Below are 12,342 nucleotides of genomic sequence, written 5' to 3'. Positions count from 1 at the left end.
CTCCTTCGAAGCGTTGGCCGTGCCCCCGGACGGCTTCCACCCGTCGCGGGGGTCTCATTTCGGTGTACCACGGTATGCCATGGACGCCATCGGTGCACCATGGTCTGCCGAAACGGCCTCTGGTGTGCCAGGCCAAGCTGTAGACATGGCCGAGTACGAATGGCAGCGGATCGCACGCGCTGTCGAAGAAGACATCAGATCGGGACGCATTCCACCTGGCGGTGGACTGTCCAGCATCACGAGGCTGGCGGAGGTCTATGGCGTCGCTGACCGAACCGTTCGGCGTGCGTTGCAGGACCTGAGGGAGCGCGGGCTCATCGAGACCCTGCCGCACAAGGGGTCCTTCGTGGTCGACGCACTGCCATCCGATGGCGGCACCGAAGAGGGCGAACCGGATGCGTGAGGGGGCCGCGTGATCCGCGCGGCCCCCTCAGTGCTGTTGCGTCGCCTCGACTACTCTGCGGCAGTTGCCTTGCGCCCGCCCTTTCTCTCGGGGCGCCAGTCGCGGAGGTCGGACTCCGAGAGGTGGTGGTTGACGAAGCCGCGGTTCAGGGCGGACTGGAACTCCTGGGCGGGGTTGTCGCCCCACTCCTCGTCGTACTCGTCGTACCACTGGCGGACCCAGGGCATGACCTCCAGCAGTCCGGCCAGCAGCGGGACGAACCGTGGGTCCGCCCTGGGCCAGCCGTCCACGTTCTCGCGGTCGTTGACGAGATTGACCAGGGCCTCGGCCTGGTCGCGGTGGTTCCAGCCGGCCCAGCCGAGCAGCAGGGACGGGTCGCCGTCCGGGGAGGCGCCGGGGTAGGAGATGAACCGCTCCTTCGGCACGTCGAGTTTGCCGCGGTGGGACCAGTACGAGTGCTTCACGAAGTCCGCGCCCGTGTACTTCGGAGGAACCTTGATGTCCAGGCGCTCACCGGTCTTGTCCTCCTCCCGCTGCTCGTCCCACACCCGCTCCCACTGGGCGCGCTTGCGCAGGCCGGACTCCTTGTAGCGGAGGGCGGAGAGGCAGGGGACGTGCTCGGGCTCGATGACAGCCGTGAGGACGGTGGCCAGGGAGGCGTCGCTCTTGCCGAGGTGGTCGGTGGCGTAGAGGGACCGGACCGCCTCCACGTCCTCGTCGTGGCGCAGGGCGTCGGCGAGCTGGAAGACGGTGAGCGCGCGGGGCGACGTGTACTCGCCGCGCTCCTCGAACCACAGCTCCTCGCGCTCGGCGGCGTCCAGCAGCCGGGCGCGCAGGGCGGCGGCCTCGCGCTTCTTCCAGGGCTCGGTGGACCAGCGGCGCTTGTACTCGGGGCGTTCGAGGAGGCGGATGTCCTTGTTGGACCCGATGATGTCGAGCCGGGCCTGCACGACCTCCCGGTAGGCGCCGGGCCACTTTTCCGGAACGTCAGCCACGGCGGTCCCGGTGGACCCGTGCCGCTCGAACCAGGCGGTCTCCGCCTCGCCGGCATCCACCTTCCTCTTCAACACCATCTCGAAGGCCCTTTGCCCGAGCCGTAGTTCCGGCGGCACGTCGGCGTCGCTCAGCGCGGCCGGGTCACCGGGCAGAGTGGTCCGGGCGACCTCCTTGGCGGTGAGCAGCCCGTAGGCGCCGTAGACGGTCCAGTCCAACTCCTCCTGGAGCAGGATCATGCGGGAGCGGATGCGCTCCTGGGCGGCCTCGGCCTCGTCGAGGGCGGCGCGGGTGGGGATTCCGGCTGTGGTGACGGCGGAGGGGTCGTGCTGGGCCAACTCCTGTGCAAGGTGGTCCAGTTCGCGGGCGTGGGCGAGGGGGAGGTCCTTGGGGAGGGGGAACTCCTGGAGCTTGGTGCCGGTGAACTCGTAGCGTTCCTCCCACTCCTCGTCCTGTACACCGCGTCCCAGGCCGCTGCCGCCTTTGCCCTGGCTGACCTGCTTCAACCAGAAACACGCCGACGAAGAGTTCAGCACCCCCAGCAACTCAAGATGCCGCTCCTCACCCGCCCCCTCCGGCAATTTGATCACCGGCGCGGAACGGTTGAACACCTTTCCGCCCCGGTCCAGCACGAAGTGGTTGTGCGTGGTGACGAAGGCGAAAGAAATGAGGGCAGAGGCCTTTGTTCGCTCCCATGACAGCATAATGTGTTCATGCCAGGCCATGCCTCGGGCCTCACGTGTCTTGCCGAAAGTAAGCCCTGCCCTCAAATTGCTTCGATAAGGCCAGAAGAGTGCACCTTTTTGCAGAGAGATGTCGGCGATTTCGCCGCGATATGGCCACATCACTACAGCTTCTGCGCTGGTGTTCCAATCCCTGAGCGCATCACCCGTCACGAGTGTCTTGCTTTGTACCTCGTGGCGCTTCCAGAGGGTGGGCAGACGTGTGGCGCCGAATACGTCGTCCTCGCCGAGAATGTCATGAAAACCGGTGGAGCTGATAACGTCCATGAGAGGTCTCACGCTTCGGCTTTCCATGGCTTCCACCACGGCCCCTGCGCCACCGCCGCTGAGCGACCAGGGAAACGAGGCGAACCTCGACCGCTGTGCATCCTCGACGCTCACCCACTCCGACTCGCTGCCGGGCTTGCTCACCTGATCGGTGATGGCCCCCCACACCGGACCCAACGCGTCTTCCTCCGGAATGCTGGCTTCGCCTCGAATTCCCAGCACGGCCCGGATTGGTTCCGCCTGCCGTGCCATCTGGTGTCGCCCTATCAGAATGACGGTCGGAGTCCCGTGACCCGGGATGTAGGCTCCCGATGTGTCAATTACGTGGGTCAAGTCGACGCCTGTGAAATTGTCCTTCCGTTTTGTTTGTGGATCCTTGTATGGGCCGCCATGGAAGAATGATTCGATAAGGACCTTGCCGAATTCTCGCTTCATGAAGGAATTGGCCGTGATCTGTCCTGTGAAGCCGCCATCCCGGTGGCTGCCGCCCGCCCTGACCGCAAGCTCGAAGATACGTTGAGCGAATGGCACCGACAGTGCGTACTTACCCGAACAGGCCCAGTAGGCCAACCGATAGTTCTTGTTCTCCTGATCGTCCCTGACCGTGATGTAAGGCGGGTTCCCCACCACCACGTGGTACGACCCCTTCCCCAGCAGGTCCACCTCGTTCGCGTACTGCTTGACGTCTTCCGTGCGGTAGGTGAACGACTCACCCCGTATGGCGTCGTCCAGGGTCTCTCCCGCCCCCTGTCCGGCCTCCCGCCCGTGCAGCAGCGAGTCCGCCACCGCCACCCGTACCGGCAAGCCCGGCGCGCGCCGCAGGTCCCGTTCGCCGCCCTCCTTCAGCGCGGCCACCAGCAGGCGGAAGCGGGCGATGGAGACCGCGTAGGGGTTCTTGTCGGCACCGTGGACGGACTCCAAGGCACGGCGGATGAGCTGCCACGGCTCCGCGCCGGGCTCCAGTTTCCGCCACCGCTTCAGCAGCCGCTCGAACATGCCCAGCAGGAAGTGCCCGGAACCGCAGGCGGGGTCGATGCAGCGCAGACCGCGGACCTGGCCCTCGTCGTCCACCTCGCCCCGCCAACCGGCCGGCTGGTGCTTCCAGACCGGGTCGAGGCCGAACTCCTCCAGTGCCGGGTTCAGGGTCAGGTCAAGGATGAACTCCTCGACGAAGACCGGGGTCTGGAGGAGCGCGTAGGTCTTGCGGGCGTACTCGGACAGGTGCTGGTAGAGGTCGCCGAGGAAGCGGGTGTCCAGTTCGGGGTCGGTGAAGTCGTAGCGGACCTCGCCGTCCGCGCCGCGCTCCCGCCAGAAGGCGAGCAGCCGCCGGGCGGCGGTGTACGAGGGTTCGACCTCGCCCAGCGGGTTGTACCGCTCGTCGAAGAGGGCTCCGGCGGTGGGGTGGGCGTCGGCGAGGGCCTTGAAGGACGCCAGCAGCCAGTCGCGGTCGTTGTGCTCCGGGTTGACGCGGAAGTGGTCGTCATGGCGGTCCTGGGCCTCGGACAGCCGCCGGCCGGGACCGGACAGCCACGGTTCGGGGATCAGGTCGTTGTCCTCGCTGAACCGCACGAACACGCACCCCAGCACCCACGCGGCGGCGATCTGGACCAGGCGGTCCTCCAGCCAGCTCTCGTAGTGCGCGGCGGTCCGCTCCGACTCCAGAGCCTCCTGGTACTCCCCGCGCAGAGGCGCGTCGAACCTCTCCCGCGCCGACTGCTCCCGCAGGTCGTCCACCAGCAGCGCGACCTGCTTCTGGAGGTCCTTGCGCAGCGCCTCCCACTTCTCGCGGGTCAGCGACGCACCCCGTACCTCAGGGGCTTCCTCAGACGACACCGGCGGAACCTCTCCATCCCCGACGAACCTGCCGTGACCAGTTGCGTGCAGCCCCACGGCGGTAAGGCGTGCAGCTACACACCCGTATCGCCATCCTGCCAGCCCGTCACCCGGAACAGAGAGCGCCCTGCGCGTCCCCGCCTACCCCTTCGCCCGCGGTACGCCCCCCTTGCGGCCCAGGCCGAAGGCGATCCGGTACACGTCCGGGAGGTCCAGGCGGCCGTCGCTGCGCGGCGTCGTCATCACGCCCAGCTCGATCAGTTCGGTGACCAGCCGAGGCAGGTCGTCGGGGTCGCGCGGACCGGTGCGGACCCGGTCGGGGGTGTCGGCCTGGGCGTACTCCGCGTTCTCCCGGGCCAGGGCGGCCGACAGGTCCGCCTTCTTCCACAGGCTGAGCACGGTCGCCTCCGCGATCGGCACCTGCTGTTCGGCGAGCGGCTCTATGGCCAGCCGCACCCAGGGGGTGTCGTCCTTGACCTCGTCCACGCGCCGTACCGACGCTCGCTGGACGCCTGTGCGGATCGCCTCGTGGTGCAGGGCCCGCCCGTGGGCCGGGTACGACGCCCGGGTGGTGCGGGCCGCGGTGGCCAGGGCCTCCAGGAAGCTCCGGGGGCTGACCTGGCCGCGGCCGTCCATGAGATGGTTCGGCAGCCAGTCGTAGGTCCTGCCCTTGCGGACGTTGTTGCCCATGAGCGGGTCCGCGATCTGCTCGAAGACGGACCGCTGCGTCTCCGCGTCGCCCACCAACAGCGGTGGCGGGGCGTGGCGGGTGCCGCCGGCCTCCGGCAGCCAGCCGCCCGTGACCCGCTCGCGGAAGGTGCGGGCCGCCTCGCTGCCCTCCTCGTCCTCGTTGCCCAGGTAGTGGAAGAGCAGGCCGTACAGGTCGGTGTGGGTCCACTCCAGGCGGGCGTCGTAGGCGGAGAGCTTCGAGGCGTCGGAGAAGTGGTGGCCGGCCGCCTCGAACATGTCGGGGCGTACGAACACCTTCAGCCGGATGTTGCGGGTGGCGAACCGCATCCGCAGGGCCAGCCGCAGGATGCCGCCGACCAGCCGGTCAGCCTGGCGGCGGTCGCGGTGCAGGTGCTCCAGGGCGTCGAAGAGGAGCAGGTGGACGACGTTCTCGGCGTACGCCTCGCGGTCGGCCTGTTCGAGAGTGCGCTCGGCCGGGCCGGGATGCGCGCGCACCCAGGCGATCCGGTCCGACCACTCGGTCAGCTCGCGCAGGTCCGGCAGGCCGAGCGCGGCCAGCAGGACCGTGTACCAGATGTCGTACGGGTCCTCGCCCGCCGCCAGCAGACTGCCCAGGACCATCGGGCCGGGGTACGCCTCGGAACGCAGCTCCAGGCCGTAGCCGGGGTGGACGCGGAGCCGGTTCAGCCGGTTGATGCGGTACTCCCGGGCGGCGACGGCCCGCAGGTCCTCGTCGAGCAGGGACCAGTACCAGAACGTCTTGCCGACGCCCCGGCCGCCCCGCACCACCACGTTGTCCACGTAGAGGGCGTCCCGGTGCGAGTCGGGCGTGAAGAGGGTGTGGGCGGTGGGGCGGCGGGTGTCGGCCGCGATGGCCTGCCCCAGTGCCGCCGACAGCAGATCCCGGTAGTCGTGCGCCGACAGGACCTCGGTCATCGCGTTCCCTCCTGCCGCCCGTGGCCGGACCGCTCCCCGTGGCCGGACACGGCGTCCTCGATCATCGGGGTGACGGCGGCCAGGAAGTCACGGTACGCGGCGTGCACGAACGCCCGGTCCCACCAGTCCGGCGCGTTCACCGAGTCCATGCCCACCAGGCCCTGGTCGAAGAGGATCGGCACGGGCGAGTGCGGGGCCCAGACGTCGTGCAGGGAGGGCGCGAACGGGGACGCCCCGTAAGCCGTGTCGTCGTCCGTGCCGTCCGGTCCGCCGACCTCGCCCGGCGCCACCTCGTCGTAGAGCAGGGAGCAGACGGCGAACGCGTGCTCGCGGAACGACCTCAGGTAGCCGTCCATCGGGAAGTGCACCGAGTCGGGGACCATCGACGCCACCATGCGGAGCTTCTCGCGGATCCGGGACGCCTGGCCGGCGGACTGCCAGGCGGTGAACAGATCGCCGTAGCCGTCCCAGGTCTGCTGGTTGTCCGCCCCGAACAGCAGTGCGTTGTCGCACAGTTGGGAGATCGTCACGGCGGCGATGTCGTGGATTCCGGCCCGGCTGTCCAGCAGGACGACATCGGGCCGCCGTCCCGAGTCGCCGTCCCGTTCGATCATGTCCTCGCAGGCGCCGATCGCCTGGTCCAGGCGCTGCCCGAAGGTGGCGTCGGGCAGCTCGGCGTAGACCCGGTTCAGCTTGTCGACGTACGTGTAGGGCGTGCCCGGCGTGCCCTGTCCGCGGGCGGGCGCCACCCACAGTTCGCCGTAACGGCCACGCGGACTGTAGGCGGCGCGGGTCACGCACTCCAGACCCTCGGCGTTGCCCACCGCGGATTCCACCAGGTGGTCCACGACGCCGTGGCGGGACAGGTGGCGGCCCGCGAGCAGAGGGCCGGCGCCCGGTGACTCCAGGTCGAGGTCGACCACCAGGACGGCATGGCCCCGGTCGGCGAGGTGCCGGGCCAGGACCGCGGTGGCCGTCGTCCGGCCGACCCCGCCCTTGAAGCCGTACACCGCGGTGCGGTGGCTGCGGCTCCGGCCCGCACCGGGGTCGGGCGCGCTCACCCTGGTCCAGTCCTCGCCGACCACGGTGTTGTCCAGGACACGGACCGAGCCCGCGCCCCCGGCCGCCGGCCCGGTGACGTCGGGCACCGCGCGGCGGGAGTGCAGGACGGCCTCGGCGGAGAACATCCGCGACGCCCGCACCACCGGCTGCTCCGACCGGTACCGGCCGAGGCCACCGGTGAACTCCGCCTCCCAGGAGTCCAGGAGGCGGTCCGCCTCCCGCTCCCTGCCGGTGTCGTCGACTACGAGGGAGAAACGGCCGCGTACGTCCCGGACCAGGACCACGTCGAAGCCGTGTCCGGTGACGGCGCGGGCGGCCCGGACCGCGTGGTCGCGTGCCTCGTCGAAGCGGACCGGGACATCGGGGGAGGGCGTCATGTGAGCTTTCCGTCGAGCAGGGCGTTCTGGTGCCTGACGAGTATGTTGCGCGCGGCCGTCCGGCGCTTGTCCACCACGTCGGACTGGGCGTAACCGCCGTCGAAGTAGCGGAACTTCACGTGCCACCTCTTGAAGACCTTCAGGTCGTTCTCGATCACCGCCTGCAACTGTGCCCCGAGGCGGCCGTGCGCGAGCAGGGAGATGTCCCTGATCAGCTCGTTGACATGGCCGAACTCGATGATCCGGTCGGGGTCCCCCGGGTGGTCCGGATGCTCGGCCCACGGCTTGGACGACGGCTTCGCCTCACCCGGTCTGGGACCCATGCTCACCTCGGTGAAGTGCAGCAGCAGGCACTTCGTCGCGCACTCCGCCGCGAAGCCGTACAGGTGGTCCGCCGCGGGCAGCCGGCCGTCGTCCCGGAGGAAGTCCGCGTCGCGGAAGTGCCGCTGGGCGGCGGAGGCGAAGTGGTCTTCCTGGGTGAGCTGCGGCACGCGGTGATCCTAAGACGGTTCACCGGAGGGGGGTAGGGAAACCCGTGGGCCAAGGCGGGCTTCGCGGGCGGCCGTTGTCAGCCTGTCACCTTCAAGCCGGCTCCTCCGCCGCGGAATTCAGCCGGTGTGCGGCCGTCCTGCCCCTCCAGTTCCTTCAGGAACAGCCCGCCCAGGAACACCCACTCGCTCGCCCGGTCCGGAATGTCCACCGTACGGCCGTCCAGCGTCGGTGAGACCTCCGGATCCTCCATGGGCACGAGCAGCCACAGGCCGTGCGGGGCGCTCGACGGCAGCCGGGCGGCCTCCTGGAGCGCGACCAGGGCCTCACGGCCCCCGGACGTCCAGTAGCGGGCCACCAGCGTGCTCTCGTGGGCCAGGAGCACCGTCCGCGGCCCGGCCCGCTCCGCCAGCTCCGCGGCCCGGGCGACGACCCGCTCGGACGCCGCCCGCGTGTAGGACGCGAGGCCCGTCCCGATCGTGCCGGAGTCGGTCAGCGAGGCGTCCGCCCGCAACAACGCCTGCCAGGGGACGCCCTGTTCCGCGGCCAGTCCCCGCAGCACGTCCAGGAACAGCCCGTCCAGCGACACCGGTACGACCTCGAAGCGCTCCGCCAGCCGCTCCGCCACACCGGGCAGTGCGGTCCCCTTGACGGTGAGGGCGACGAACCCGCCGCGCCGGCGCGCTGCCGTCAGACGGGCGGCGAGCAGCCGGCGAGGGTCACGGCCGAGCGCCAGCTCGCTCTGCGCCGCCGCGATCAGACCGCCGGTGCTGGTCAGCGCCGACACCGCCGGCCGGGTGACCCGGGTGCCGTCCTCCTCGCGAGGCCGGGGTACGAACCGTCTGCGTTCGTGGTCGTAGTCCAGCGTGAAGTCGGTCCGCGCCAGGGCCTCTTCCAGCTCCACATACGTGGTGTCCGCCAGAACCGTCAGACCGGGGAAGCGCGACCGGACCCGGGACACCAGGTCCTCGGCGCTCACCCCGCTGTCCGCGCGCACCCCCGCCGGGGCCTGCGAGATGCGCAGCGCGCGGTCCAGACCGAGACCGAGCGGGAACAGCTCCAGACGTGGCGAGACCCCCACGCCGCCCGCCATCTCCGCCGCCAGGTCCACGAGCCTGGTGTCCGCCATCGACGCCATGCCGTCGGGCACGGGCACCGCGCGCAGCTCGCGCAGCACCGTCGCCCGGCCCGGCAGCGGGTCACGGTCGGCCAGCCTCGTGGCCGCCGCTCCCAGGGAGGCGGCGTAGTCGGCGAGTTCGGCGGGCGTCGGATCATGGGAGCCGGGCTGGTCCTCCAGGGCCAACACCACCCGGCCGCCGCGGCGCAGGATGCCGAGCCGGGCGGGGGGTTCGTCGCCGGCGGTGTCCTCATCCCGCTTGCGCGCCTCGGTGTCCGCCGCCGCCCGCACCACGGCGAGCGCCTGGGCCAGACTGTCGGCGGCCTCGTCCTCGTCCGCCGCGCCGTGCCGGGCGCGCAGCTCGCCGGCCAGTTCCCGCGCGGTCATCACCCTGCCCTGCTCGGACAGTATGGCGACCAGCTCGCTGCGGATCCGGGTCAGCCAGGGCAGCGCCGCCCACTGTTCGACCGCGGCCGCGTGGTGCTTGGAGACGGTGGTCTGGGTGACGCCGAGCGCCCCCGCGATCGCGGGCTGGGCGGGCCACGGCTCCAGAGGCACACCGTCGGGCAGCTGGAGCGTGGTGCGCACGACGTCGGGGCGCGGCGTACGACGCTTGCCGTCGGCGGGGGCGAGCCGGGCGGCGAGCACCTCCACCGACTCCAGCACCTCCTCGGGAGCGTCCGCAGGCACCACCACCGGCCTGCGCACGGCGGAGCGCTCGCGCAGCGCCCGGCTCCACTGGCGGTGACGCCGGTTGAGCTCCTTGCGGATCAGGTTGCCGGCCCCCCGCGCCCGGGAGATCGTGTGCGGCGGAATCTCCAGCAGGGCCTTCACGTCCGACGCGCCGAGCCCGGCCGCCACGGACACGGCACGCGGCGACAGACCCGCCGCCTCCAGCGGGGTGTCCAGGTCCGCGGCGCCGGCCGCCTGATCACGGGCGTCCTCGATGTCCTCCGCGGTCAGGCCGACGGTGGCGGGCGTGGTGGCCGGGGGGGCCTTGTCAGCCTTGCGGAAGACCCCGCGCCATGCCTCCTGCAGGTCGCGCAGGCTGTCGTAGCGCTGCTCCACGTCACGGTGCAGCGCACGCTCGAAGAAAGCGGTCAGGCCCTCGCTCAGCGACGCCTCGAACAGCTCCTCGGCGACGTACAGCTTGGCGTCCGGGACGGTGCGCGGGTCCTGTTGTCCGTCACCCCACACAGGACGGACCCCGGAGGCCATCTCGTGCAGGGTGACCGCGGCGGCGTACCACTCGGCATGGTCGTCGTAGCGCTCGCGGCGGCTGCCGCCGAGGAACGGGTCGAGGTAGCCGCGCGTGCCGGCGTGCAGGTCCTGGTCCGGTGCGTCGGCCAGGGAGAAGTCGAACAGCATCAGCTGCCAGGACCCGTCGCTGCGCTTGAACAGGCCCAGGTTGTCCGGCTTGATGTCGCGGTGCCGTACGCCGCGTGCGGCGAGGCTGTCCAGGGCGGCGAAGAGGTCGTTGCCGAAGCGCTCCAGCTGGCCGTATCCCAGCGCGCCCACCCCGCGCAGCCGGGAGCCCAGGCTGACCGGGTCCCGGTCCGCGGGCGATCGGAAACCACCCGCGTACTCGATCTCCAGAACCGTGCGGCCGCCCAGCTCCCGCGGCTCGGCCAGCAGCTTCACGACGTGCCCGCCGCCGACCTCCCGCAGCGCCCTCGCCTCCGCGTACAGGCGGGCGTCCTTCTCGTGGTCCAGAGCGATCTTGAAGACACGCGGGGAGGAGTCCGCTCCCCCGTCCGGTTCCTCCCCGGTGTGCCGGACCAGGAGCGCGCGGGCGGTCGCGCCGGTGCCCAGCACCCGGGCGACCGACCAGGTGTCACCGAGCGACTGGCCCGGCTGGACCGTGAGCGGGTCCGGGACCGCCGCGCCGGCCGGCTCCGGGGCCGCGGCGTCGGCCTCCGCCGCGTCGAGGAGGCGCAGGAACTCCTCGGCCGACGGCAGCCGGTACTGGGGGTCGGTCCGCGTGGCCTGGAAGACCAGGTCGTCCAGGGCGGCCGAAACGCCGTCCGTCACCGCGTACGGGTGCAGTCCCTGTTCGGCGGCCAGCCGGTCGACCAGGGCGCTGCGCCGGTCGGCCGGCGGGCGCCCGGTGAGGAGGAGGTAGGCGAGACTGCCCAGACCGAACACGTCCAGGTCGACCGGGTCGGCGAACTCCTGGTCCGTTTCGGGCGCGAGGTACACCTGGGCCACATCGGCGATCAGGCCGGCGTCGAGGGGGGTGTCTCCCAGCGAGCGGTGCAGGCTGGTCTCGAAGTCCCGGGCGGCGGTCTGCCAGTCGGCGATCCGCAGCACCGGTGAGGAGCCGTCCTCCCGCGTCGAGACGTAGACCGAGCGGGCGGACAGGGCACGGTGGTAGAGGGAGCGGTCGTGGGCGTAGCGGACGGCTTCGGCGAGCTGCCGCACCAGGTCCAGGCGGATCTCCGGGGTCAGCCGGCCGCCGTACGCGTCGAGGTAGGCGTCCAGCCGCAGGTCCGAGGCGCGGTGGCGGAACAGGATGGCCGGGCCGCTGACATGCTCGCTGATCTGGACGGCCTGCACGATGCCGCGGTGGTTGATGCCCTGGAGGACCTGGTACTCGCGCAGTGCGGCCCGGTCCACCGCCCGTCGCTGTTGTACCGAGGCGGCCTCGCTGACCAGGTAGATCCGTACGCGGCCGTGTTCCCGGGCCAGGCTGTCGTCCCGTTCGGCGAGGCGGTCCTCCCAACCGGGGCCGGCGTCCAGCGCCCGCGGTTCAAGGTGCCAGCCGTCGCCGAAGCGCAGGTGCGCCGTCGAGTGGCTGACGCCGATCCGCTTCATGAGCGTTTCGAGGAACTGCACCTTCTCCTGGGTGACGCGCCAGCCCTCGCGCTCGGGGGGCAGGGCCAGCAGGGCGTCCCAGACCCCCGGCAGTCCGCTGCCGCCGTCGTTGCGTCCGAAGACCGAGGTCCGCTGGATGTCGTCGAGCCCGCTCACGAGATCGGGACTGTGCAGGAACACCGCCGGCCTGATGAAGGGCACCCGGCGGGGGTCCGCGTCCATCGCGCGGGCGGCCCGCTCCAGTTGGCCCTTGAGTTCCTTGGCCTTGAGATCGGTCAGATGCAGAGGGTTCTTGATCGTGCGGACCCGCTCCGCGTGGAACTGCCAGGTGTCGCTGTGGTTCACCAGCCGCCCGGGGTGGCCCTTCAGCTCCAGCAGGTACAGCCCGCCGGGCACGGCGATCAGCAGGTCGCACTCGTTGACCCGGCCGGACGGGCCGGTGAACTGGAACGTCGCCCACGCACGGTACGGCTCGGCGTCCGGCATCAGGTTCCGAACGTGGTCCAGGCCCTCCTGTTCCCACGAGAAACCGGAGCGCCGGGGCTGGAACCAGCGGACCCGGCGGGGCGGCGGGCCCGGCTTCGGGTGGGACGGCCGCTCGGCAGATGCCACCGGGAG

Annotated in this window: 6 protein-coding genes; 1 reads left to right on the top strand and 5 read right to left on the bottom strand. The window is 71.0% G+C overall.

The window, feature by feature from the left end:
• Positions 1-145: 145 nt before the first annotated feature.
• Positions 146-403, top strand: a complete 258-nt coding sequence (locus tag ACZ619_RS15495) for a winged helix-turn-helix domain-containing protein (RefSeq protein ID WP_469598834.1) — start codon at positions 146-148, stop codon at positions 401-403.
• 50 nt (positions 404-453) lie between these two features.
• Here ACZ619_RS15495 and pglX read toward each other — a convergent pair whose 3' ends face one another.
• The 5 genes from pglX to pglW form a co-directional block, all read right to left on the bottom strand.
• Positions 454-4,239 carry a BREX-2 system adenine-specific DNA-methyltransferase PglX gene (gene pglX / locus ACZ619_RS15490; RefSeq protein WP_469598832.1) on the bottom strand — a complete coding sequence of 1,262 codons (3,786 nt, stop codon included), beginning with the start codon at positions 4,237-4,239 and terminating at the stop codon, positions 454-456.
• Positions 4,240-4,380: 141 nt separating this feature from the next.
• Positions 4,381-5,865, bottom strand: coding sequence for a hypothetical protein (locus ACZ619_RS15485; RefSeq protein WP_403367916.1), 1,485 nt, complete (start codon positions 5,863-5,865; stop codon positions 4,381-4,383).
• Positions 5,862-7,304 (bottom strand): KGGVGR-motif variant AAA ATPase, encoded by a 1,443-nt coding sequence (locus ACZ619_RS15480; RefSeq protein WP_469598830.1) that lies wholly within the window; start codon positions 7,302-7,304, stop codon positions 5,862-5,864. The genes ACZ619_RS15485 and ACZ619_RS15480 overlap by 4 nt, the downstream gene beginning before the upstream one ends.
• The gene (locus ACZ619_RS15475) at positions 7,301-7,795 is read right to left on the bottom strand and encodes a hypothetical protein (protein ID WP_403367919.1); all 495 of its coding nucleotides are present in this window, start codon (positions 7,793-7,795) and stop codon (positions 7,301-7,303) included. Before ACZ619_RS15475 ends, ACZ619_RS15480 begins: the two co-directional genes overlap by 4 nt.
• 77 nt (positions 7,796-7,872) lie before the next feature.
• On the bottom strand, positions 7,873-12,336 hold the full coding sequence (gene pglW / locus ACZ619_RS15470; RefSeq protein ID WP_469598828.1) for a BREX system serine/threonine kinase PglW: 4,464 nt from the start codon (positions 12,334-12,336) through the stop codon (positions 7,873-7,875).
• Between the last annotated feature and the right edge of the window lie 6 nt (positions 12,337-12,342).

The organism is Streptomyces sp. NPDC104367 (genome assembly GCF_055583825.1).
Note: the sequence above shows the minus strand (reverse complement) of the source record. Positions and strands in the feature narration are given on the sequence as shown.

Excerpts from the sequence above, each read along its gene's own strand:
- ACZ619_RS15495 (WP_469598834.1), top strand. The coding sequence starts at position 146 with ATGGCCGAGTACGAATGGCAGCGGATCGCACGCGCTGTCGAAGAAGAC.
- ACZ619_RS15480 (WP_469598830.1), bottom strand. The coding sequence starts at position 7,304 with ATGACGCCCTCCCCCGATGTCCCGGTCCGCTTCGACGAGGCACGCGAC.
- ACZ619_RS15485 (WP_403367916.1), bottom strand. The coding sequence starts at position 5,865 with ATGACCGAGGTCCTGTCGGCGCACGACTACCGGGATCTGCTGTCGGCG.